The sequence below is a fragment of the Blastococcus sp. URHD0036 genome (genome assembly GCF_000701365.1).
GTDB lineage: Bacteria > Actinomycetota > Actinomycetes > Mycobacteriales > Geodermatophilaceae > Trujillonella.
In genome coordinates, this window is the sequence record NZ_JNIK01000002.1 from 178,094 (window position 1) to 201,386 (window position 23,293).

General features: G+C 70.6%; 18 protein-coding genes and 1 pseudogene. 5 read left to right on the forward strand and 14 right to left on the reverse strand.

The window, feature by feature from the left end; translation table 11 throughout:
• Positions 1-1,030: 1,030 nt before the first annotated feature.
• Together N555_RS0102185 and N555_RS0102190 are read left to right on the forward strand one after the other, a co-directional pair.
• The gene (locus N555_RS0102185; protein WP_197028878.1) at positions 1,031-2,023 is read left to right on the forward strand and encodes a DDE-type integrase/transposase/recombinase; all 993 of its coding nucleotides are present in this window, start codon (positions 1,031-1,033) and stop codon (positions 2,021-2,023) included.
• A 522-nt stretch (positions 2,024-2,545) separates the two neighbouring features.
• The gene (locus N555_RS0102190) at positions 2,546-2,692 is read left to right on the forward strand and encodes a hypothetical protein (RefSeq protein WP_197028879.1); all 147 of its coding nucleotides are present in this window, start codon (positions 2,546-2,548) and stop codon (positions 2,690-2,692) included.
• Positions 2,693-2,796: 104 nt separating this feature from the next.
• On the opposite strand, the gene N555_RS27710 is transcribed toward N555_RS0102190, so the two are convergent.
• The 9 genes and pseudogenes from N555_RS27710 to N555_RS0102230 all read right to left on the reverse strand — a co-directional run bounded on the left by N555_RS27710 (position 2,797) and on the right by N555_RS0102230 (position 11,730).
• Positions 2,797-2,937: a hypothetical protein gene (locus N555_RS27710; RefSeq protein ID WP_156036079.1), complete on the reverse strand. Its 141-nt coding sequence runs from the start codon at positions 2,935-2,937 to the stop codon at positions 2,797-2,799.
• A 68-nt stretch (positions 2,938-3,005) separates the two neighbouring features.
• Complete coding sequence (locus N555_RS27715; RefSeq protein ID WP_051683587.1) at positions 3,006-3,230, reverse strand: hypothetical protein; 225 nt, start codon at positions 3,228-3,230, stop codon at positions 3,006-3,008.
• Complete coding sequence (locus N555_RS27720; protein ID WP_156036082.1) at positions 3,227-3,397, reverse strand: helix-turn-helix domain-containing protein; 171 nt, start codon at positions 3,395-3,397, stop codon at positions 3,227-3,229. Before N555_RS27720 ends, N555_RS27715 begins: the two co-directional genes overlap by 4 nt.
• Before the next feature lie 407 nt (positions 3,398-3,804).
• Positions 3,805-3,948, reverse strand: a pseudogene (locus N555_RS27725) (DUF3418 domain-containing protein); the annotation flags it as partial.
• Between the two features lie 55 nt (positions 3,949-4,003).
• On the reverse strand, positions 4,004-5,494 hold the full coding sequence (locus N555_RS0102205) for an aldehyde dehydrogenase family protein (protein WP_081865912.1): 1,491 nt from the start codon (positions 5,492-5,494) through the stop codon (positions 4,004-4,006).
• Between the two features lie 241 nt (positions 5,495-5,735).
• Entirely contained in the window at positions 5,736-6,851 is a 1,116-nt protein-coding gene (locus tag N555_RS0102210; RefSeq protein WP_029429868.1) for an acyl-CoA dehydrogenase family protein, read from the reverse strand.
• Positions 6,852-6,897: 46 nt separating this feature from the next.
• A complete protein-coding gene (locus tag N555_RS0102215) occupies positions 6,898-8,133 on the reverse strand; it encodes an acyl-CoA dehydrogenase family protein (RefSeq protein ID WP_029429869.1) in 1,236 nt (411 codons plus the stop codon).
• 40 nt (positions 8,134-8,173) lie between these two features.
• Positions 8,174-9,856: a class I adenylate-forming enzyme family protein gene (locus tag N555_RS0102220; protein ID WP_034508353.1), complete on the reverse strand. Its 1,683-nt coding sequence runs from the start codon at positions 9,854-9,856 to the stop codon at positions 8,174-8,176.
• Positions 9,857-10,284: 428 nt separating this feature from the next.
• Positions 10,285-11,730 carry an MFS transporter gene (locus N555_RS0102230; protein WP_034508357.1) on the reverse strand — a complete coding sequence of 482 codons (1,446 nt, stop codon included), beginning with the start codon at positions 11,728-11,730 and terminating at the stop codon, positions 10,285-10,287.
• 277 nt (positions 11,731-12,007) lie between these two features.
• On the opposite strand from N555_RS0102230, the gene N555_RS0102235 reads away from it, so the two are divergent.
• A complete protein-coding gene (locus N555_RS0102235; RefSeq protein WP_029429873.1) occupies positions 12,008-13,729 on the forward strand; it encodes an N-acyl-D-amino-acid deacylase family protein in 1,722 nt (573 codons plus the stop codon).
• Positions 13,730-14,061: 332 nt separating this feature from the next.
• On the opposite strand, the gene N555_RS0102240 is transcribed toward N555_RS0102235, so the two are convergent.
• The 5 genes from N555_RS0102240 to N555_RS25490 all read right to left on the reverse strand — a co-directional run bounded on the left by N555_RS0102240 (position 14,062) and on the right by N555_RS25490 (position 20,554).
• Entirely contained in the window at positions 14,062-15,162 is a 1,101-nt protein-coding gene (locus N555_RS0102240; RefSeq protein ID WP_029429874.1) for a 2-oxoacid:ferredoxin oxidoreductase subunit beta, read from the reverse strand.
• Positions 15,159-17,075 (reverse strand): 2-oxoacid:acceptor oxidoreductase subunit alpha, encoded by a 1,917-nt coding sequence (locus tag N555_RS0102245; RefSeq protein ID WP_029429875.1) that lies wholly within the window; start codon positions 17,073-17,075, stop codon positions 15,159-15,161. Before N555_RS0102245 ends, N555_RS0102240 begins: the two co-directional genes overlap by 4 nt.
• 114 nt (positions 17,076-17,189) lie before the next feature.
• On the reverse strand, positions 17,190-17,702 hold the full coding sequence (locus N555_RS0102250; protein WP_029429876.1) for a DoxX family protein: 513 nt from the start codon (positions 17,700-17,702) through the stop codon (positions 17,190-17,192).
• Between the two features lie 1,849 nt (positions 17,703-19,551).
• Positions 19,552-20,052 (reverse strand): alcohol dehydrogenase catalytic domain-containing protein, encoded by a 501-nt coding sequence (locus N555_RS25485; RefSeq protein ID WP_051683593.1) that lies wholly within the window; start codon positions 20,050-20,052, stop codon positions 19,552-19,554.
• A gap of 88 nt (positions 20,053-20,140) precedes the next feature.
• Positions 20,141-20,554, reverse strand: coding sequence for a cupin domain-containing protein (locus tag N555_RS25490; RefSeq protein WP_081865916.1), 414 nt, complete (start codon positions 20,552-20,554; stop codon positions 20,141-20,143).
• Positions 20,555-21,266: 712 nt separating this feature from the next.
• Here N555_RS25490 and N555_RS0102270 point away from each other — a divergent pair.
• Positions 21,267-22,142: a quinone oxidoreductase family protein gene (locus N555_RS0102270; protein WP_255347331.1), complete on the forward strand. Its 876-nt coding sequence runs from the start codon at positions 21,267-21,269 to the stop codon at positions 22,140-22,142.
• Between the two features lie 60 nt (positions 22,143-22,202).
• Positions 22,203-23,207 carry a MaoC/PaaZ C-terminal domain-containing protein gene (locus N555_RS0102275; RefSeq protein WP_029429879.1) on the forward strand — a complete coding sequence of 335 codons (1,005 nt, stop codon included), beginning with the start codon at positions 22,203-22,205 and terminating at the stop codon, positions 23,205-23,207.
• The last annotated feature ends 86 nt before the right edge of the window (positions 23,208-23,293 follow it).

The window sequence follows — 23,293 nt, forward strand, 5'->3', positions numbered from 1 at the left end:
GACCTCAAGCGCACGCGTGTCGACAGGGGCGCGCTCGTGGGTACGCGGAGCGCCACTCCGCCCAACGAGGACTCGGACCACCGATCCCATGCGACGCCAGGCACTCCTAGACTCGACAGCTACTGCCGCTGGGCTCATAGTATCCAGGATGCAGCACTCGACCCACGAACACAACGGTCAGTGCCGCACCTCCTTGTACGGGCGACCTCCATCCCGCGCCGAGCGCCCGAGCCCGGTCGCGTCCGAGGTGAACGGGCTCCGGAGAGGCGGTCGGCGGGGCCATCTATGAAGACGGGCCCGGGGTCGATGGGGTCTTGGTGGGCGCTCCACCCAGACCCGCTCCTCACCGCCGGCGATCAACCCTTGCCCCGACAGGAACGGGCGCCATGGGTGCCCGGACGGGGAGATGCGGATCCGGGCAGACTGCTCGTCACCGTGCCGGGCGGCACCTACGATCGCTCCTATTGGGACACCCGCCTGCCTCAGGACGACGCCTACAGCTTCGCCGACGTGGCGACGGTCCGAGGGTGGCTCGTCCTGCTGCTGGACAACGTCGGCACGGGTGCCAGTTTCCGTCCGGCCGACAGCGGGTCGGTGACCGTCGCAGTGATGGCGGACGCCGTGGCGCAGGCCCACCCGGGCGGTCTCGGCCCGGATCCGGGACGGCGAGGTAGCCGGCCTGCCAGCCGCGTCACCATCGTCCGTCGTCGGGGTGGGGCACCCCCTCGGCGGTCAGGTCGTCGCCACCGCGCAGGCCCGGCACACCCCTTTTGATTGCGTCGCGATCCTCGGCAACTCTTCCTGGGCAACTCAGAGGCCGCCCGGCGGCCCCGCGGCCCATCCACCGAGGTGACGCGAGAGCTGGCAGAGACAGGTCTTAACGTGATGAGCGGCGAGAGCTGGGAGTCGGGCTACCTCGAGGTGCCTAGGCCTTGCTGGTCACGGGTTGAGGTGACACCTCTTCGATCTTGGAGGGGGTCACGGGGTGGGAGCCTTCGGTTGCTTCGGTGACCAGAAGGAGACCCTCCCCGTGACCCCTGACCAGATCATCCATGCTCGGCGTGCCCACGTGTTGGAGCAGGCCGCGCTGACCGACGTGACGACCGCCTGCAGGGCCGCCGGCGTCTCGCGCACCAGCTACTACCGATGGGTGGCCAAGGCCGAGAAGTACGGACTGTCGGCGCTGATGCCCAAGGACCGGCGGGCGCCGGTGATGCCGAACGCGATGAGCGCCGAGGAGGTCAGCACGATCTTGGCGACCGCGGTCGCCAAGGCCACGCTCGGTGCCCGGCAGTTGGTCGACCACCTCGCCACGGCCGGGGTGCACCGGTCGGCCTCCGGCATCCAGAAGGTGCTGTGTCGGCACAACCTGGGAACCCGCCGTCAGCGGGTCGCAGCGCTGGCGTCGCTGACCGCCGCCGGCACCGGGCAGCTGACCGATGCGGCGCTGGAGGGCCCGTTCGGGTTCTGCCTGGCTGCCACCGACCCGGGGCAGCTGGTCTGCCTGGACACCTTCTACGTCGGCAAGCTCAAGGGCGTTGGCGCGGTCTACCAGCTCACCGCGATTGACGTGGCGACCCGCTGGCTGGTCGTGCGGCTGATCGTCGGAGACAAGGGCGCGCCAGTCGCCGCTCGCTTCCTCGATCAGGTTCAGGCCGCGCTCGGCCAGATCGATGTCGAGCTGACCGGTGTGCTGACCGACAACGGTCCGGAGTTCACCGGCCGAGCATTCCGGGACCACGTCGCCGACATCGCGGTTGCCCATCACCGGATTCCGCCGCGCAGCCCGAACCACAACAGCGTCTGCGAACGCGTCCAGGGCACCGTGCTGCAGGAGTTCTACCGGCCCTACTTCCACCGCGGCCGAGTCGACCGAATCGCCGATCTCGACGACGCACTGCAGACCTGGACCACCGACTACAACACCCGCCGACGCAACCACGGCGACTACATGCGAGGCCGCAACCCCCGCCAGGTCCTCGAGGCGATCACCGCCCGCAACGCCCTCTGCCAAGCTGCCTGACGACAGCGCAGCCGACGGCCCCACCTGTCACCTCAACCCGTGACCAGCAAGCTCTAGGCGGTCCTCCGCGAGCAGTTCTTCACTCCCGACGTCCCGGAAGAACATATCGACGCCGCGTTGACGGTGCTTCCACGCGAGGCCGCTCTCGTACCGTCCCCCTTGGGAGACGTCTCGTAGCGGATACGCACCCGGTGTTCCCGTGCTACGCGGGACGGGATATGTCCCCGACCCCTCGCGAAGAGGCGCTCGGCTTCAGCGGCTCCCCCGACGTCACCCCCTTCCTCCTGCCGGGTCCGCACACCGTCACAACGTGGCCGGCAACCGGCATCTCCTGTGGGGCCGCCTGCTCACCCGGGCAACCGACGCCACGCAGGTACCCCGGGATCGGTCGCGGCGCTCGCAGGCGGATGACCGTCGACCCAGCGCGCTGCCCGGCCCACGAAGACACTCATCACCCGCCACGATCAAGAAGGAGTGGGACACCGGCAATACCGTGATCTGATCGAGCAGCACCAGGCAGTCATGGCGTACGCCGACCAGATCGTCCACCCGGGGCCCGGCGCCGGTCACGAGGGCGCCCGGGTTGTCTTCGAGGGGACGCCGGCCGACCTGGGCGCCGACTGCTCAACCTTGACCGGCCAGCACCTTGCGGAGCACGTCGGCGCCTGAGCTGGCCTTGTCTCGGCCGGTGACATATCGGAACCGCAATGTCGGGCATCGCCGGCCGTTCTAGCCTGACACCGGCGCATCTTCCTCCGCTAGCTGGCGTCGGATCAGTCCCCCTCCGCCGGCTGGAGAAGGCGGTCCACCAGCCGCGCAGTCAGCTGGGCGACGTCTGCCGCCGGCGCGGCGGCCAGGGTCGCGAAGGCCCCGGAGGTCCGGCTCAGCACGACACCCGCGAGTGGTGCGGTCACGATTTCCGCCCGCAGCTGGGCCTCCGCAGCCAAGCCATTGGGCTCGGCGCGCGCACGGGACGGCTGGATCAGGGCTCGGTCGAGCACCTCGAGGGCCGCTGTCTGCAGTTGGCGTCCTCGTGGGGGCGGACGGCGGCGTCCAACGTGGGCGTGAGGCCGCGCAACGCGACGCGCTCCAGCAGATGCCGGACGACCTCGGGGTCAGCGACATCCCTCGGGACGACGTCCGCCTGGTACCGCCGGATGGAAGCCAGGTAGAGCGCGGCCTTGCTGCCGAAGTAGCGGGCGATCATGGCGGGTCGACCGCCGCCCGTTGTCCGATCTCGCGGACAGTGGTTTGTTCGTAGCCCCGTTCGGCGAACACATGTGCGGCAGCTCGGAGCAGTCGTTCCCGGCTGTCGGTGGCGTCGCGACGCCGGATCAGCGGAACGGGCTCGGCCATGCCGGCGAGGTCGGTCACGGCGTCCGCTCCAGCGACCCGACACTCTTCTCGAGTGTGAGCGTGCTCGAGATCGCAGCGTCGACGTCCTGCTCGATCTCCAGTTCCTGATCGGGAGTGAACGAGGCGGACAGCCCGACGTCCCAGCGTCGCCACGCTCACCAGCGCCGCGAGAGGAGCAGCCCGGCGCTAACCAGCGCGCCGGTCGTGTAGCCGGCAGCGGAGGGGAAGACCCCGGATGCGGCGGTGTATGCGGTGAGGATGGTCCCTGCCAGGGCGCTGCCCAATGGAGTAACCGACCTGCGGCATGGGTACGGGGCTCGGCCATCGGACATCTCCTTCGACTGCGTGGACTAATCCTCTCGCCTCTCCCCCGCTCCCGCCGGGGCCAGACCCATCGAGCGCGGAGTCACACGCGCCGACGGCGCTCAGGCCGGGACGCGGTCCAGCACCCGGTCGATGGACTTGTAGATCCGCTGCTCGGAGACAGCGCACGCCGAACCGATCTGCTGGGCGAACAGCGCCACCCGCAGCTCCTCGACCATCCAGCGGACCCCGGGCTGCCCGGGCGTGCTGGCCTCGCGAGCGAGGGCAGCACGCCTCGGGGTGCGGCCTCTGGCCTGGCGGTTAGAGGACCACGGAGATTGCCTTCTCCCGCGTGTAGCTCACCAGGCTCTCGAAGTCGCCGGCCTTCCCGACGCCGCTGTGCTTGAACCCACCGAAGGGCATGCCGCTCGGTCCGCCGTTGGCGGTGTTGATCCACAAGCGGCCGGCCTCGATCTCGTTGGCGAGTCGGAGGCCCGGCCCGAGGTCGCCGCAGGCGATGCGCGCGGTGAGCCCGTACTCGACGCCGTTGGCGATCTCGATGAGCTCGTCCTCGGTGGACCACTTCATGATGGATACGACCGGTCCGAAGATCTCCTCGTTCGCGATCCGCATGCCGCGGTCGACATCGGCGAACGCCGTCGGCTCGACGAAGAAGCCGCTCTCGAAACGGTCCGGCGTGCCGCCGCCGGCCAGGAGTCTGGCGCCCTGACGCTGTCCGATGTCGATGTAGTCGCGAACGCGGGCGAAGTGCTGCCGGAAGGCGAGAGCGCCCATCTCCGTCGCCGGATCCCGGGGGTCGCCGATCTTGACCTCGCCGAGGGCCTGGACCAGCCGCTCGCAGAACGTGTCGTACATCGACTCGTGCACCAGGACGCGGGACGTGGACTGACACGACTGTCCGGCCTGGACCCCGCGGAAGTTCATCCCGCCCACGGCCATCTCGACTGCCAGCGCCACGTCGACGTCGGGGAGGATGGCCAGCGGCCCCTTTCCACCGAGCTCGAGCGTCACGTGCTTGAGCTCCTCGGCGGCGGCACGCATCACCAGCCGTCCGGTCCGGATGCTCCCGGTGAAGGAGATCCGCGGGATGGCGGAGTGCTCACTGATGGCGTTGCCGATGCTCGCGCCGTCACCGGTCAGGACGCTGACCAGCCCGGCCGGAAAGACCTCCTGCGCGATGCGGCCGATCTCCAGCGAGGAGAGCGGCGTGAACTCCGAGGGCTTCAGGACCACGCCGTTGCCGGTCGCCAACGCGGAACCGATGGCCGAACACGTTCCGAGAGAGGGGTGGTTAAACGGCAGTATGTGGCCGACGAGGCCGTAGGCCTCGCGGGTGCTGTAACCCCAGATGCCGTTGGCCTGGGGGAACGTCGCGCCCTTGATCTCCTCCGCCAGACGGGCATGGCTCTTGATCATCCGGGCGCCGTAAGCGGCCTCCATCCGGGTCGCGCTGATCGGCATGCCCGCATTGATGGTGTCCAGCCAGCCGAGCCGCTCGTTCGCCTCAAGGAGGCGGTCCGCGAAGGCATCCAGCAGACCGACGCGCTGGGACGGGGCGACCTTCGCCCATTCCTTCGCGGCTTGCCGAGCAGAATCGATGGCGCGGTCGAGGTCGTCCCGATCGGCGTTGGGCACCGAGGCGACCACCGAGCCGTCGATCGAGGACTCGATGTCGGAGTACTTCCCGTTGACCGGCTCGTGGCCGCCGCCGCCGTAGACGAGCCCCCAGCCGGTCTCGGGGGGCTCGATGGGCTCGACCGGTGCCAAACCCGGCGTGGACAGAGTGGTCATCTCGACATCCGCTCTTCGTTGGTGTTGTCCGAGTAAGTGCTCTGCGACCGATCAGCGGGCGCGCGTCGCCGCATCCTCACCCGCGCTCCGCCCGGAGGTGCGTGCCCGCAATCCGTCGGTGCAGGTGGGTGATGCGGACGTTAGGCCGTGAACTCCGACGCCGGGGCTCGTCAGACCAGCACCCCGCGCGACCGCCACCCGCACATCTCATCGGCCTCCGCCCGCAGGAAGGTCTCGCCGGTCACAGCCCCATCTGGTCGGCGATGCGGAGCAGGTGCTGATCGGGAGCTCCCAGCAGCTCACGGCTCGACAGCGCACGCTTGAGATACAGGTGGGCATCGTGCTCCCAGGTGAAGCCGATGCCGCCGTGGATCTGGATGTTTTGCTGGGCGGCCCGGACATAGGCCTCGGAGCAGTGCGCCTGGACCGCCGCGGCCGCCAACGGGACGTCGTTGCCGTCGACCGACACGGACCAGGCGGCCTGCCAGACCGCACTGCGACCGGACTCGATGTCGAGGACCATGTCGGCGCACTTGTGTTTGATCGCCTGGAAGGACCCGATGGGTCGGCCGAAGGCCACGCGGGTGCCGGCGTAGCCGACCGCCATGTCCAGGCAGCGCTGCGCGGCGCCGATCTGCTCGGCGCCGAGCGCCACGGCAGCGTCCTCGAGGGCCCGGCGCAGGCCCGGGCCGGCTGCCCCGTCGGCACCGACCAGGACCGCCGGCGTCCGGTCGAACTCCAGCCGCGCGAGCCTGCGGGTGCCGTCCAGCACCGGCAGCGCCGACCGGCTCAGGCCGGGCGCGTCGCCGTCGACGGCGAAGAGGCAGAGTCCGGCCGCGGAGCGTGCCACGACGAGCACGAGGCCGGCTGACTGACCATCGGGGACGAACGCCTTGGCGCCGGTCAGGGCCCAGCCGTTCCCGTCGGGCTCGGCGGCGAGCCGGACGGCATCGAGGTCCCACGACCCGTCGTCCTCGGTCAGTGCCAGGGTGCCGATCGTCGTCCCCTCGGCCAGACCGGGCAGCAGTCGGCTCATCGCATCCACGTCACCGGAGCGCAGCAGCGCCCGGGTGGCGAGCACGGCCGAGGAGAAGAAGGGAGAGGGCACGAGCTGGCGGCCCATTTCCTCCAGGACCACCACCAGCTCCACGAAGGACGCACCGATGCCGCCGTGCTCCTCGGGCACGGCGAGCGCGTGCAGGCCGAGGTCGTCGGCCATGCGGCTCCAGAGCGCCGGGTCGTAGCCCTGCTCCGTCTCCGGAAGTTCCCGTGCGGCCTCGGTCGGTGACTCCTTGGCCAGGAAGGCACGGACCGAGGCCTGCAGGTCCCGCTGCTCGGTGCTCAGGTCGAAGTGCACGAGCCCCTCCTCCGCTTCCCGTCCACGACGCCGCCGGTGGCCACCCTCATCTGGCGGCCGCCGGGCGGGGCTCCCGGGGCATGCCCAGGATCTGTTCGGCAATGGTGTTGCGCTGGATCTCGCTGGAGCCGCCGTAAATGGTCCGGGAGCGGGCGTTGAGGTAGTCCTCCACCCACGCGGCGCTCGAGGCGCTGTCGAGCCCCAGCGGCTGCGCCTTGAGCGTGTCGTACGCGCCGGGGCCGGTCGGCGCGAGTGCTGCCATCCCCAGGACCTCCACGGCCAGCTCGGTGACCAGCTGGTGGTACTCGGCGGTCAACGCCTTCGTCAGGGAGGACTCCGGCCCGGGCGGTCCGCCGCGCAGGCCGGCCGAAAGTGCCCGCAGGGCCACGCAGCGCAGCGTGTGGACCTTGACCTGGCAGTGGGCGATGCGCAGCCGGATGTCCCGGTCCGCCGACCGGCCTCGCGCGTGGGCCAGCTGCACCAGGCGGCGCAGCTCGATGGCGAACGCCTCGGCGTTGGCCACCCCGGAGATGCCGCGCTCGAAGCCGAGCAGCGTGAGGGCGACGCGGGCGCCGTTCCCCAGCCCGCCCAGCACGTTGTCCAGCGAGGTGACCGCGTCGGTGAGGAACACCTCGGCGAGTTCGGTCACCCCGGTGATGTTGCGGATGCCGCGCAACTCCACACCGGGCTGGTCGAGCGGCACGAGGACGAACGACAGCCCCTTGGCCCGCTCGGCGCCAGGATCGGTGCGCACCATGGTGAACAGCCAGTTGGCCGTGAGCCCCGCGGTCTGCCAGATCTTCTGGCCGTTGATCACGAGGTCGCCCCCGGACACGGTCGCGCGGGTGCGCAGGTTGAACAGGTCCGAGCCGGCGTCGGGTTCGGAATAGCCCTGCGCCCAACGGATCTCGCCGCTCAGCGTGCGCGGCAGGAAGAACGCCTTCTGCTTCTCGGTCCCGTACTGCAGGAGGGTCGGCACGAGCAGGTTGAACCCGAAGTTGTCGTTGGGGTGCGGCAGCACCGAGACGCCCACGCGGACGAACTCCTCGGTGAGCACGGCCTGCTCGACCAGCGTCAGCCCCGCGCCGCCGTACTCGGCCGGCACGGTCACGCCGAGGAGCTCGTTGTCCAGCAACCTCTGCCGCCAGTTGCGCTGGAACTCCGCCTGGTCATCCGGCGGCAGCGCGCCGAGCCCGGTCCATCCCTCGGGCAGGGAGTCGGCGAGGAACCGCTGCACCCGCTCCCGGAACTCCTCCGCCTCGGGTGGATACGTCAGGTCCACGGGATCTCCTCCGGTCGGTGCGGCGTCGGGGCGAGCGCGGTCATGCGCCCATCACCGGCGTGCCGATGGTGAGGTCGGCCTTGACCACCTTTCCGCTGGCCGTGCGGGGCAGCGGGTCGTCGGTGAAGCGGACGGCCGTCGGCACCTTGAAGGCAGCCAGCCGCTCGACCAGGAAGGCCGTGAGCTCGCCGGGGTCCAGTGACCGGCCCGGGCGGAGGCGCACGAAAGCTCCCACCTCCTCGCCCCACAGCGGGTGGGCGATCCCGATGACCGCCGCCTCGAGGACGTCGGCGTGGTTCTCGATCGCGGACTCGACCTCGGCGCAGTACACGTTCTCACCGCCCCGGATGACGACGTCCTTGAGCCGGCCGACCAGGTGGACGAAGCCGTCCGCGTCCACGCTCACCTGGTCCCCCGTCCGGTACCAGCCGTCGGCGAAGGCATCGGCGGTGGCCTCCGGGCGGTGGTGGTAGCCCACGGCCACCTGGGGACCGCGGATCTCCAGCTCGCCGACCCCGCACGGGGGCACGATCGCGCCGTCGGAGGCCCGGACGCGCATCTCGACGGTGGGCACCGGACGTCCCACGCTCGTCGGCCGGGCCAGGTAGTCCGCGCCGGTGATCGTCAGGACCGTCGACGTGGTCTCGGTGGAGCCATAGCCGGTGCCGGGGCTGACCGCTCCACCGAACGTGGTCCCGATGTCCTGGATCAGCTGCGGCGGCGCCGGTGCCGCACCGACGACGAGGGACACCAGGCTCGACGTGTCGTGCTCACCCCGCGCGGCGCCGTCCACGAGCTGCCGCACCACCAGTGGCGGCCCGGACATCTCCGAGACGCGCTCGCGCTCGATCAGGCGCAGCGCCTCCTCGGCGTCCCACTTGTACATGAGGACGACGCGGCGGCCGGCGTAGGCGTTGGAGGTGAGGGCCGTCAGCGCCGCGATGTGGAACAACGGATTGGTCACCAGCGTCGCGGTCGGGGTGGCCGGTCCGCCGGCATCCGCGAGCCGGGCCCGGCGGACCGCCTCTGCCCGCAGCCGCATGACCAGGATGGTCGAGACGTGGTTGCGGTGCGTGGCCAGCACGCCCTTGGGCGCCCCTGTCGTGCCGGACGTGTACAGAATCGTGGCGACGTCATCCGGAGTCACCGGGTGCGGCTCCACGTCGGGACCGTCGACGTCGGCGACGACGTCCTCGAACGGGACGGCGGCCGGGTGACGGCCTCGCACGACGATTACGCCGCGCAGCCCGGCCAGGCCCTCGGGCCGTCCGGCGACCCGCCCGAGCCGTTCCTGGTCGGCGATCAGCACGACCGGCTCGCTGTCGGCCAGCAGGCCCTGCAGCTCGTACCCGGTGAGCCACGCGTTGAGGGGGACGACGACCCCGCCGAGGAGCTGGACGGCCCAGAACACCGGACCCCACTCGGGGTAGTTACGCATCGCGACCGCGACCCGGTCCCCCCGCCCGACCCCGAACCGGTCGCGCAGCTGCCGGGCGAGGGCCATCACCAGGCGGTCCTGCTCGGCGTAGGTCCACCGCTCGTCGAGGTACACCAGCGCCTCGGCGTCTCCGTGCGCGCGCATCTCGAGAAACGCCTCGACCAGGGTGCGCGGGCTCCGGTCGAAGACCTGTACGGGACGCCCGTCGACGACCTGCTCGGTGAGGGGGAAGGGGCCGCGCCGAGCGGTGAGCTCCCAGTAGGGGTCGACCGATTGCGCGCTCACGAGAGCACCAGGGAGTGGACCGGCGACCCGGCCGCCCCCCTGATGGTCGGACGCACCGCGGTAGGCAGAGACTGGGAAGTCCCGTCCGCGGCGAGGCCGGCCACGAGGGCCTTGAGGTGCCACATCTCGTTGCTCCAGACGCTGGCGTTGACCAGGAGGACCACGTGGAGAGGGGCCCATCGCTCTTTGCGATCGTACGAGAGGCTGCACACCAGCACGAGGGCGCCCTCGCCATCCTGGATCCAGCATACTCCTCGAGGTGCTCGCCCTGGGTAGCCTCCGCCGGCTCCGGCCAGGGACGGTCCACCCGCCCCGAGACCTCAAGGAGCACACCCGCCGACGGCGCGGTGCCGGACAACCTCGGTCTTGGCACCGTCCGCCTTCTTGCCGGTGGCCGACACGCGCCCCGGTCAATCGGACTCACTCATCTAGGAGTCGGTCGGCAGCGGGGAGAGTGACCGCGGGGCGCCCACGACGGCGGCGCGGCGGGCGACGCGCCGCGGGTCGGGCATGACCCGGGTGGCCAGTGCGGCGACGACCATGATGACGGTGAGCAGCAGGAATCCCGTGGTGTAGCCGCTCTCGGTCGGGATACCTCCGGGCGGGGCGGTCGAGGTGACCACGGTGGCCATCGTGGCGGTGCCGATGGAGCCGCCGATCGTGCGGATGTTGGCGTTCATCCCGCTCGCCGCGCCGGTCTGCTCGCGCCGGACAGAGGTCACGATCACATTGGCCAGCGCAGCCTGCATGGTGCCGGTGCCGAACCCGAAGAGGACGAAGGAGACCAGCAGCTGCCAGTGCTCGTCGTGCGCCACGGTGAACCCCGTGTATGCCAGCACGCTGATCAGCGTGCCGGCGGTGACGATGTTGCGGGAGCTGAAACGCCGGCGCAGCACCCCGGCGGAAAGACCCGCGCAGAACCCCGCGGCGGCCTGCGGCAGCAGCGCGAGACCGACCTGGTTGATCGACGAGCCGAAGCCGTAGCCGGCCGACGGTGGCGTCTGCATGAGCTGGGGGAGGAAGGCGAACGCGGCGAAGGTGGTCAGCCCGACGCAGAAGGCGATCAGGTTCGCCGTCCAGACCGCGCGCAGCCGCATCATGCGCATATCGATGAGCGGTTGCGCCGACCGCGTCTCGACGGCGATCCAGCCGGCCAGGAGGGCGACGCCACCGCTCAGCAGCGCCAGCACCGGGGGCGACCCCCAGCCCCACGCGGTGGCCCGGCTGACCCCGAGGAGGACGCACACCAGCCCGCCGGAGAGCAGCAGTGCAGCCGGGACGTTGACCCGGCCGGGTGTACGTGTGCGTGACTCCGGGATCACCCGATGAGCGATGGCAGCAGCGACCACCGCGACCCCCATGGGCAGCCAGAAGAGCCAGTCCAAGCCCAGCGCGGAGTCGATGGGGCCGGCGATCACCACGCCGGCCGCGGAGCCGACGGCAAGGAGCGACGAGAGCGCGCCGATCGCGCTCGCCACCCCGGCGTCGGGAAACTCGTCGCGCAGGATGCTGTAGCCGAGCGGGACGATGCCGCCGCCGACCCCCTGCAACGCCCGGCCGACAATCATCAGCGGCATCGCGCCGGCCACCGCCGACAGCAGGCAGCCGAGGCTCAGCAGCAGCAGCACGCCGACGAACAGACGATGCTTGCCGAACATGTCGCCGAGCCGCCCCACGATGGGCGTGGCCACCGCCGCGGCCAGCAGGTTCGCCGTCAGCACCCAGGTGACGTCGGCCTGGGTGGTGCCGAGCTCGGCCTGGATCGTCGGCAGCACCGGGATCACCATCGACTGGAGCAGCGCGTAGGTGAAGAATCCGCACGCCAGGACCGCGGCGATCACCCGATGCGACCTCCGGCCCACCTCTTCGCCCACGCGCCAACTCCTCGTCCCACTGGTTGTCGCCACCAACTGCCCACTGTGACAGGCCCATAGTGCGTAGAAGCCTGAATCCTGGACACGACCTGTGTAACCTGCGCCATAACTGGCCGCGCGTCGCTCGCCGCCTCCAGTCGACCAGCACTCCCGGGGGCCCATGACCGAGGCCTCCGCATCGCAGCCATCTGCGACGACGGGGTGCGGCACTCCAACTGAATCCACAACTCGCAGACGTAGTGCCCCACTGCTGCGGCACGACGGAATGAGGGGAAGAATGGCGACGGAGTACGACCTGTTGATTCGAGGCGGCACGGTGGTCGACGGCTCGGGTGCGGAGCCGTTCGAGGCCGATGTCGCGGTCGACGGCGGTGTCATCGTCGCCGTGGGCCGCCACCTGGGCCGAGGACGGGCGGAGATCGACGCATCGCGTCTGCTGGTGACGCCGGGCTTCGTCGACATCCACACGCACTACGACGGCCAGGTGACCTGGGAGAACCGATTGTCACCGTCCTCGGAGCACGGCGTCACCACCGTTGTCACTGGCAACTGCGGCGTGGGTTTCGCGCCCTGTCGTCCAGCGGACCGCGAGGACCTCGTCGCGCTCATGGCCGGGGTCGAGGACATTCCCGAGGTGGTCATGGTCGAGGGCCTACCGTGGACGTGGGAGACGTTCGAGGAGTACATGGACACGGTCGCTGCGCGTGACCACGACGTGGACGTCGCCGTGATGCTGCCGCACTCGGCGCTGCGGGTGTACGCCATGGGCCGGCGGGCCATCGACCGGGAACCCGCCACCGATGACGACATCGTCCAGATGGCGGCGCTGACCCGCCGGGCCATGGCAGCGGGGGCGATTGGGTTCGGTACTTCCCGCGCCTTGCATCATCGAAGCATTGACGGTGAGCCCATCCCCACTGTCGGTGCGGATGCCGAAGAGCTGCTCGCCATCGCCAGGGCGATGGCCGAAAGCGGATCCGGCGTGTTCCAAGTGATACCCACCGACTTCGACCAGCTGGCCGACGTGGAGCAGGAGTTCGCCCTGTTCCGACGAATCGTGTTCGAGAGCGGTCGGCCGCTGTCATTCTCGCTCAACCAGAGGCACAGCGACCCCGAGGGCTGGCGCCAACCGCTCGAGCAGACCGAGCAAGCTCGCGTCGACGGGCTACCGATCCGCGCCCAGGTTGCATGCCGGGCCGCCGGAGTCGTACTCGGGCACGAGGTCACGCTCAGCCCCTTCAGCGGATGCCCCTCGTACGAGGCGCTCGCAGATCTGCCGTTCGACGACCGCATCGCCATGCTGCACCGCCCCGAGGTGCGGGCCGCGATCCTCACCGAGGCGGGGGACGACCGGTCGGCGAGGTGGGAACAGCGCTTCGAATTCGGGGACCCCGTGAACTACGAGCCCGGGCCGGAGGACAGCCTCGCTGCCCGGGCCGCCGAAGCAGGAACGACGCCGCAGAAGCTCGCTTACGACCTCAGTCTGCAGGACGGCGGACGGCGGCTGATCTTCCAGCCAGGGCAGAACTACGCGTACGGCAGCTTGGACGCCTCCTACGAGATGCTGAACCACGAGGGCACCGTCCTCGGCCTAGGTGACGGCGGAGCCCACCTGGGACTGATCTGCGACGCCAGCTACCCGACCACCATGTTGTCGCACTGGACCCGCGACCGGACGCGCGGTCCGAAGCTAAGTGTGCCGGCGGCGATCCGCGCGCTGAGTGCCGAGACGGCCGAGGCCGTCGGCCTGAACGACCGCGGCCACGTGTTGGCGGGTTACCGGGCCGATCTGAATGTCATCGACTACGAGCGGTTGCAGCTGTACATGCCGGAGGTCGTCCACGACCTGCCGGCCGGCGGTCGCCGGATGCTTCAGCGCGCCAACGGCTATGTCGCCACCATCGTCGGCGGCATGGTCACCCACCGGGAGGGGGAACCGACGGGCTCCCTTCCGGGTCGGCTGGTGCGTGGCGCCCGCCCGGCGCCGGCGGCTGCGTAAGCGAGGGAGTCCTGCCCCTCGCTTAGGGGTCAACTTTGGGCCGTCGTTGACAGAGCGCCGTACGTCCCGGCCCGGGGCCCCGTTGCGAAGCTCTTCCCGGGGCGTCCCACCCTCACGGCAGTGTGCGGCGACCCTGGGCAAATGTCCTCTGCCCAGCGACGTCGACATGACCCGCTGCCACACGGCCCAAGGTGCTACGACAGGTCCGCTTACTCCTCCCGCCCCCGCTGCCTCCCCGATGAGGGCTCACCCTCACCAGGCGACAGGCATCTGCAGGGGTCCAGGGTCTGGCTCGGGCGGAGGGACCGGGTGTCTGCGACCCACGACGCCTGTCATCGGGTGCTCTCTCCAGTCGTCGCGTGCGGGAGGACCGCGCCGTCGCGGACGGTCCAGGTGTCGGTGCCGTGCAGGAGCGCGAGCAGGTCGTCCCCGCCGCCCTCGACCGCCTGCTGGACCTGCGCGCGGGTCAGGTCGTCGTAGGTGGGGCGCTGCACCTGCCGCAGCACGCCGAAGACCGCGTGGTCCAGGTTCTGGTCGCTCAACCGGGACAGCGCGAACGACAGTTCCAGGTCGGCGGGGTCGTGCACCACGATCGCTTCGGCCGCCACCTCGCCGGTGGATGCGATCCGCAGGCCGAAGCCGCGGCGCACGACGGCCCAGCGGCCGTCGGTGCCGAAGGTGATCGGCCGGCCCGGGACGACGGGGATGACCCGCGCCTCGGAGTCGTCGGGCCGGCGCAGCACGTCGAAGGAGCCGTCGTTGAAGATCGGGCAGTCCTGGTAGATCTCCACCAGCGACGCGCCGCGGTGCCGGGCGGCGGCCTCCAGCACCGCCGTCAGGCCCTTGCGGTCGGAGTCCATCGCCCGGCCGACGAACGTCGCCTCCGCGCCCAGCGCCAGCGACACCGGGTTGAACGGGTGGTCCAGCGAGCCCATCGGGGTCGACTTGGTGACCTTCCCGACCTCCGAGGTTGGCGAGTACTGGCCCTTGGTCAGGCCGTAGATCCGGTTGTTGAACAGCAGGATCGTGATGTTGACGTTGCGGCGCAGCGCGTGGATCAGGTGGTTGCCGCCGATGGACAGCGCGTCGCCGTCCCCGGTGACCACGAACACCGACAGGTCCGGCCGGGAGACGGCCAGGCCGGTGGCGATCGCCGGCGCGCGGCCGTGGATGGAGTGCATCCCGTAGGTGTCCAGGTAGTACGGGAAGCGCGACGAGCAGCCGATCCCGGACACGAAAACGGTGTTCTCCCGCTTGATGGACAGCGTCGGGAGGAATGACCGGACGGCGGCCAACACGGCGTAGTCACCGCACCCGGGGCACCAGCGCACCTCCTGGTCGGAGGTGAAGTCCTTGGCCTTCTGCACGTCCTCGGCGGTGGGCACGAGGTCCAGCCCGCCGAGGACCGGCATCCCGAGGTCGATCGTGCTCATCGCCGGACTCCGATTAGATCGCTCGCAGAGGGACTGACGTGGGGGCTCACATGGGGGCGCAGCAGCTCCTGGAGCTCCTCGGCGCCGAAGGGCATCCCGGCGACCTTGGTCACCGAAACGACTTGGCGGGCGAACCGCCCCTGCAGCAGGAAGGCCAGCTGGCCCAGGTTCATCTCGGGGACCACCACGGTGCGGTAGCGCTCGAGCACCGCCCCGGTGTTGGCCGGCAGCGGGTTGAGGTGGCGCAGGTGGGCGCGGGCCACGGCGACGCCCTCGCGGCGCAGCCGGCGCACGGCCGCGCCGATCGGCCCGTAGGTCGAGCCCCAGCCGAGCACCAGCACCTCGGCGGTACGACCGTCGGGCCCCACCGGGTCGTCGACCTCCAGGTCGGGCACCGCGATGCCGTCGATCCGGGCCTGGCGCAGCCGGACCATCCGGTCGTGGTTGTCCGGCTCGTAGGAGATGTTGCCGGTGCCGTCGGCCTTCTCCAGCCCCCCGACCCGGTGCTCGAGCCCCGGGGTGCCCGGGACCGTCCACGGCCGGGCGAGCGTCTCGGGATCGCGGGCGTAGGGCAGGAACTCACCGTCGGGGCCGTTGGGCTCGGTCCCGAACGACACGGGCGTGGACGTCAGGTCGGCCGCCTCCGGCAGCCGCCACGGCTCCGACCCGTTGGCGATCGCCCCGTCGGAGAGCAGCAGCACCGGCGTCCGGTAGGTGACGGCGATGCGGACGGCGTCCAGGGCGGCGTCGAACGCGTCCGCCGGTGACGACGGCGCCACCACCGGCACCGGCGCCTCGCCGTTGCGGCCGAACAGCGCCTGCAGCAGGTCCGACTGCTCGGTCTTGGTCGGCAGCCCGGTGGAGGGACCGCCGCGCTGCACGTCGATCACCAGCAGCGGCAGCTCGATCATCACCGCCAGGCCGAGCGCCTCGCTCTTGAGCGAGATGCCGGGGCCCGACGTCGTGGTCACCCCCAGCGCCCCGCCGTAGGCCGCGCCGATCGCCGAGCCGATGCCGGCGATCTCGTCCTCGGCCTGGAACGTGGTCACGCCGAACCGCTTCAGCCGCGACAGCTCGTGCAGGATGTCCGACGCCGGGGTGATCGGGTAGCTGCCGAGGAACACCGGCAGGCCGAACCGCCGCCCGGCGGCCACGATCCCGTAGGCCAGCGCGGTGTTCCCGGTGACCTGACGGTAGGTCCCGTCCGGCAGCACCGCCGGGGCGACCACGACCGGACCGGCGAAGGTCTCCGTCGTCTCGCCGTAGGCGTGGCCGGTGCGGAAGGCGACGACGTTGGCCTCGGCGATCTCCGGGCGCTTGGCGAACTTGTCGCGCAGCCAGCGCTCGGTGCCCTCGGTCGGCCGGGAGTACATCCACGACAGCAGCCCCAGGGCGAACATGTTCTTGCTGCGCTCGGCATCCTTCTTGCCGATGCCCAGCGGGGCCAGCGCGGCCGTGGTCAGCGACGTCATGGCCACCCGGTGCACCGTGTGCGCGGACAGAGAGCCGTCCTCCAACGGATCGGCCTCGTAGCCGACCTTCGCCAGGTTCCGCGGCGTGAACTCGTCGGCGTCCACGATCAGCACGCCACCGGCGGGCAGGTCACCCACGTTGGCCTTGAGGGCGGCGGGGTTCATCGCCACCAGCACGTCCGGCCGGTCGCCCGGCGTGAGGATGTCGTGGTCGGCGAAGTGCAGCTGGAAGCTGGAGACCCCAGCCAGCGTGCCGTGCGGCGCCCGAATCTCGGCGGGAAAGCTGGGGAACGTCGCGAGGTCGTTGCCGAACGCCGCCGCCTCCGCGGTGAACCGGTCACCGGTGAGCTGCATCCCGTCGCCGGAGTCACCGGCGAAGCGGATCACCACCCGGTCGCGGCTCGCCGCATCCTCGGCGACGCCCTCACGAGCCCTGGTCATTGGTCCTCCTAGGTTGAACGGCGAAGAAGCCACGACCCCTGCGTGACGACACATGCAGAAGATCGCCAGCACGGACGAATCGCCCCGGACGTGGACTGCGGAGGCGGTCGCCGGTCACGCCCGCTCCGCGACCCGTGGCCGCCAGAACACGGCGAGCAGCGCCGCGGCACCCCCGACCCCACCGACGAGACCGATCCCCAGTCCCCACCAGCCGGGAGGCTGGAACCAGCCGAGAGCGTGGTCGAGCGACCAGTCCCCCGCTCCCATGCCGGCGAGGCCGATCCCGGCAAAGGTCAGGGTCATGACGTACTCGTAGCCCTCGCCGGGACGGAAGATGAAGAAGCCGTTCCTTCGATGGTTGGCTACCCACGCCACGACCATCGTTCCGACGACTCCGGCGCAGGCCAGCGGCGTCGCCAGCCCCGCGATCAGCAGCACCCCCGCCGCGAGCTCGGTGAGACTGGCCAGCCAGGCGTGCAGCGCACCGGGCCGCATGCCGAGACTCGCGAACCACCGGGACGTCCCTTGGATTTTGCCGCCGCCGAAGATGTGGTTCCAGCCGTGGGCGAGGAAGACCACTCCCAGGGCGAAGCGGAACAGGAGCAGCCCCACCGACGTCGCTTCCAACCGGTACTCCACCTCACACGTCGGAACGGGATGTCCTTCAGGTCAGCGGGCCGACGGCCGCATGTGCGTCGGCCGAACACCTCCGTCGCGGGTCTCGGCATCCGAAGTGGAAGGGACATCAGACCCAGCCGACCGCACACCTACATCGGACGCCATTTCCACCGTGCGAGAATCTTACATCCAGGATCCAGTCAGTCAACCGTCAGTCTTGCTGTCACCCACGGACACCGACAGCGCCGCGGCCGTCCTCTCAGATCTCGGCAGTGCTTGCTGTACTGCCCGGACAGGTTGGTCAAGCGGGTGATGGGCGGGCGCCGGTCGGTCGCGGGGGTCATGGGGGCCGGGAGGATCGAACGAGAGCGACCCGCCCTGCGAGGAGGTCGACGTCGACCAGGCCGTCCCACTCGGCTGCTGCGATCAACCGGAAGGTGAATCCCCGCTGTCGCAGCGCCCCCACCGAGGCCGACTCATGGCCTTGCAGCCAGGTCAGTAGTTCTTCCTGTGTTCGGCGGACGGACGGCGTCGAGGACCGGACACGCATCGCCCGGGTCGACGAAGCGGTGGGTCGATCCGCGCTGTCCGGCGCGCCAACCATGCAATAGCCGTGGCGGAGGCACGGGACCAGCGCACCAGGTTCGGGGCTGGGTTCCGGGTCGGGAATCTGAGCACGGTTCCGCAGCGCAGCACCACCGTGAACATGGAGCCAGGCCTCTCACGTCGCGGACACCCGCGGGCATCCGGCGGGTACCGCTGTGGACCTTTGCCGCTCGACCATCGCGCTCACAGCTGGAGCGCAGCAGTAGCGGTGCTGTGGTTGTGTCTCGGGAGCGCCGCCGATGCGTCGTCGTCCAGGACGACCTCAGCGCACATCTCCGTCGCTCGAACGACGGGTGCCCCCGCCGCGTGAGCCGCGTCGGGAATTCGCCCCGCCCCCCCACCGCAAACCTGCGCGATCTGTCATCGCCGAGCGCCCGCACGTGCGCCACCGTCGCGAGCGTCGCCACCACCCGGGCCTGAAGACCTCGCGACCCCAGCAGGACCAGGCACCTCGTCCACGTGATCCACCGAGAACGGGCGACGACGTATGCGGCCGACGTCGGCCCTCCGGCGCACGGTTCAGGGAATCCGCCGGCCGCGGCGCACCAGGAACCGAGGACGAGGGAGTTGGGTCATCAAGCGGCCGTCCACGGTGAGCGATCCGGGTCCTGACTGCGTGCAACGCACCTCGAGTCCCGACCGCTCGTCCCGGTAGACCTCGCCGGCGACTGCGCCCACCACCGTGCGGGATCCCACGGACCGCTGCGAACAGGGTACGTACGGCCCGGGGACCATCTCCCGGCCCGCGCACTCGAGCACGACAGGGCGCTTCGCGGCCCGAACGACCACGACGTCGGTCACGCCCTCCCCACACGTCAGCCGCTGCCCTGGCTGCAGCGCCGGGGGATGTCCAGCGTCTACGACCACCCTGCCGACCTCCTATGCGAGCAAACCCAGGCCCCGAGGACCGGCAGATGTGCTGCCGTTTCACCCGACGTCCATCCTCGTCCCAGAACTGTGTCCAGGATACATTGTGGACCGGGTTTCCCTACCCCACACCGCCGCTACAGCCAGTGCCGACACGCCCGCCGTCGGGAACTCGGCGAAGGCGGCTCCCCAACGGCTGGTCGTCCTGGTCCGGCATTTCGCACGGCTTTCCGCGGCAGTAGTACCCCCAGACCATTGGCGATATCGTGCATGGGCGACGAGGCCCACCGCAGCGTCGACGTCGGCTGCCTCGAGCACGCCGACGGTGACGATCGCGTGGTCGGCCATGAGTCCCGGCGTGGCCTCGACCAGGAAGGCCGCCGCCTCACCGGCGTCCCCGAAGACGTGCATTGCGCCGAAGTCCATCGCGCTCTTGCGCTTGAAGGAGTTCGGGTCGGCGACCACGACGCGGCCGCGCCCGAGAGCGCGGCACCCTGGAAAGGGTTAGCCCGACCCCGTCGGCCCCGAGCACCACGACGGTGTCACCGGGCTGGACCTTGGCCGCGCGCACCGCGCTACCCCAGCCGGTCGGTACGGCGGCCAAGTCGAAGTCGATCTCGTCAGGCAGCGGCAGCACCGAGTACTCGGAGACGACCATCCGCTCGGCGAAGGCGCCCAGCGCGCAGAAGGCGCCCAGCTCCTCGTCACCGGCGTGGAACCAGTGGGTCTCGTCGGCCAGCCGCCCCGTCCCGGCGTGGCGGCCGTGGTCGCAGATATCTGGCCTACCGGAGGGGCAGAAGGGACACACGCGGCACGCCGGGATGGACGTCGTGGCCAAACGGTCGCCGACGGCGACCCGCTCGACGTCCGCGCCGACGGCCTCCACGATCCCGGCAGGCACTCCTGTAGGGAGCTGACCGGGCGCGTGAACTCGATCGCCGCCTGTGGTGCGGCTGCCGTCAGATCGGTGCCGGCTAATTCTGATGCTCTTCTCTCCTCACGGAGCGGAGGCCCGCGGCGCGGATCTCCGGTGAGTCTTGGGATGGCCGCTTGAACCCGCCGGTCGTGACCGTCAGGTGGGCCATCGGGCCATCGTCGGCCGCACCGTGGGTGTGGAGTTCGTCCGGTGGCGTGATGACCACGTCGCCGGGACCGATCCAGACTCGGTCGCCCGCGGTCTCGACCCAGCCGTTACCGGAGACGACGACGATGAGCTGCCCGCCGTCGTGCGAGTGCGGCCGAGCGGCGGCCCCCTGGTCCAGGGTCACCAAGCCCACGTCGAGGGCGTCGACGTTGGCAGGTCCGGCCAGCCAGTTCACCGACAGACCTTGACCCGCAGGTACCGCGGCGATGAGGTCGTCGACCTGGTCGGATCGGATGAGCTCCATGACGCAATGAGACGCGCGACGACGTCCCTGTGCAAACCTCTGTGACGGCGACCCGCCTCGAGGAACCGCTGTGGGCGCGACGTTCCGCGGCGGCGAAGCCGACAGATGCACCGTGTCGGGACTGTGCTGTTCGGATAGGACGACGACGCTTCCACGAGGTCGCTCGCCCGACCATCGAGGATGTCGTCCACATCGTGGTCGTGTGGATGCTGGTCCGACTCCTGCCCGACCCCGACTCGCTGAGCCGTCAGAGGAGCCAGCTCCCGTGAATTGGCGGCGCGTCGTCGGCTCCCCGCGAGCCGGCCGTTCCGTGCACGCAAGGGCCCCACTCCCTCACAGCGCACCGCCCCCCGCCTCGGCCTCGGCCTCGGGATGCAAACGCCTCCGACCGGTCGGTCGGCGGGGCGGAGCCACCGCGCCGACCCGCACAGGCGCCCATTGGTGCACGACGCAACCTTCTGGTATCCAGGATCCGTTCTGTTCATCGGCTTCCTGGCGACCGCCGTCTGCAGAGAGGCCGTGCGCGAAACCCCTGCGTTCCGCCTACAGAGTGGCCGATACGCGGGCCTGAGTGAATCCCCGATACACGACCCGGTCGACAGATTGGCCGCAGGAGTAGCTGATACTTGGCGCATTCCACGATGACGTCGGCGCTGTCGACGTCCTGCAGTACGGCGAGATCGATGCGCCGACGCTGAGTGACCATGACGTCCTGGTAGAGATGGCCGCGAGTTCCCTCGACCGTCTCGACATCTACAGCCGCGAGGGCTCGCACGGGGTGGTCAGGACGGGGCGGCAGGTCGGTGGGCGCGACGTGGCCGGCACCGTGGTCGAGGTGGGTCCGCGCGTGACCGGGGTCGCGCCGGGCGACGACGTCGTCGCCGTCGCCCGCGGCGGCCGCGGTGCACATGCGGAACGTGTTGCCTGTTCGGACGTCCTCACCTTCCCCCTCCCGGCCGGGTGCTCCATGGAGCGCGCCGCGGCCATCCCCACGGCGGGCCGGAGCGCCTGGGCCGCCCTGGTGGAGCTCGCCAGGATCCGGCCGGGCGAGCGGGTGCTCGTGTTCGCCGCAGGCAGCGGGGTCGGCAGCTTCGGCATGCAGATCGCTCGCGCGGCAGGCTGCTTCGTGATCGCCACCGCCGGCTCGCAGTGGAAGTGCGACCGCGCGGTGGAGCTCGGGGCACACGCCGCGATCAACCACTACACGGAGGACGTCACGGCGCGGGTGGCAGAGATCACCGGCGGCCGCGGAGTCGACGTCGTCCTCGACCACGTCGGCACGCCGGTATGGGACGCGGCCATGGGGAGCCTGGCGCCGGGGGGTCGCTTCGTGACGACGGGGGTCACCGCCGGCCATCGAGTCTCGCTGCACCTGGGACAGGTCTTCGCCAAGGGACTAACGGTGGCGGGCGTCGGCCGCCCCGACGACGGGCAGATCCGGCGCCACCTGAGCGGCCTGCTCGAGCTGGTCGCCCAAGGGTCGGTCACCCCGATCGTCGACCGCGTGTTCCCGCTGGCCGAGATCGTGGCCGCCCACACCCACCTGGAGAGCGACGACTTCTTCGGCAAGGTCGTCCTCACCCGGTAGTTCCGTCTCCGGCCGCCCGCCCGACGAAGCGCTTGCTGAAACCGAGACAGGAGACCACCAGTGACCAACACCAGGCAGGCGTCGGCCCCGACGGAACTGGAATCGGTGACGGTGACGGATTCGCGTACATACCAGTTCCCGGTCGAGGTCGGCCAGGTGCTGCAGTTCGCGCGAGCCGTCGGAGAGATCCCCTTGGGCAAGGACCAGCCGGGACTGACCGACGTCGCCGCGCGAACACCGGCCCCCACGTTCCTGGTCGGCGCCGACGTCTTCGATCCGCTCTGCCCGCGGCGCCCCGTCCCCGGCGTGACGTACCCGGTGCGGCCGGTCCCCAAGGAGGCCGGCGAGGCCACGTCCCAGCGGCGCGGCTTCCACGCCCAGCAGACCTTCGAGTTCCGTCGTCCGCCCCGGATCGGTGAGGTGCTGACGGTGGAGACCGGGATCGGCCGGACGTGGAGCCGCCCCGGCAGCACCGGCCGGCTGAACTTCACCGAGCACCTCACCGCGTTCACCGACTCCGACGGCGAGCGTGTGGCGACGACCTGCTGGCTCAAGGTGATGATCCCCCCCACCACCGAGGCGGAGCCGGCCGCGCCGGCGAAGGAGCAGCGCCCGGACACGTCAGCAGGCGTCCCGGCGGACGGCGCGGCCGCCGGGGAAGACGCCGGGACCGTGGAGACCTGGTCCGAGATCGTCGTGCCCGAGGTGACCCTGAGCCATCTGGTGATGTACGCCGGCGCCTCCGGCGACTACATCCCGATGCACCATGACGATCAAGTAGCCCGCACCGCCGGCTACGACGGCGTCTTCGCGCACGGGATGTGGACCATGGGCGTCACGGCACGGGCGATCTCGCCTGCCGTCGCGACGGAGAACCTGCGCCGCTATTCGGCGCGGATGCGTGCGCCCGTGTGGCTCGGGGACACCCTGACGACGGAGGTCGTCGCGACTCGCCCGGCTGCTGGTTCCGCTCCCTCGGGCTCGATCTCGCTCGTCCTGGAGACGCGCAATCAGCATGGCGACGTCGTGCTGTCCGCCGAGGCCGTCGGGGACGAGACCCGCTGAGAGCAGCCTGATCGGGTGGGTCGTGGCCTCGGTCCGCCGTCAGGTCCGCCCGGGCAGCTTGACGCCGGGGGCCACGACCGTGGCGA